Below are 362 nucleotides of genomic sequence, written 5' to 3'. Positions count from 1 at the left end.
GAACTTTCGCCACAGGTCGCCGCTTCGCTTTCCGTTTTTGACTACGTGAAAGTCGGTCCCTACTGCGCAGACCTCGGTCCCCTCTCCTCCCCGACCACCAACCAGCGACTCTTCCAAGTGAAACATCCCGAGAACAGCCTCACCGACATCACCGAGCGGATGAGACGAAAATGACAGAAAACAAACGAACAAACTTGGTGGGGCAGACGCGAACTTCGCATCTGCCCCACCATTCATAAAAGAAAAAACTTTGGACACGTCTGAATGACGTGTCCAAAGTTTTTTCATGCATCGCAGGAGGCTCACTCCCACTCAATGGTTGAAGGCGGTTTGGAGGAAATGTCGTAGCAAACGCGGTTCAC

1 protein-coding gene is annotated in these 362 nt (G+C 52.2%); it reads right to left on the bottom strand.

The window, feature by feature from the left end:
- Positions 1-302: 302 nt before the first annotated feature.
- A complete protein-coding gene (locus I6E40_RS11105; RefSeq protein WP_410897058.1) occupies positions 303-362 on the bottom strand; it encodes a hypothetical protein in 60 nt (19 codons plus the stop codon).

The sequence above is a fragment of the Prevotellamassilia timonensis genome, assembly GCF_021531665.1.
Classification (GTDB): Bacteria; Bacteroidota; Bacteroidia; order Bacteroidales; family Bacteroidaceae; genus Alloprevotella.
Note: the sequence above shows the minus strand (reverse complement) of the source record. Positions and strands in the feature narration are given on the sequence as shown.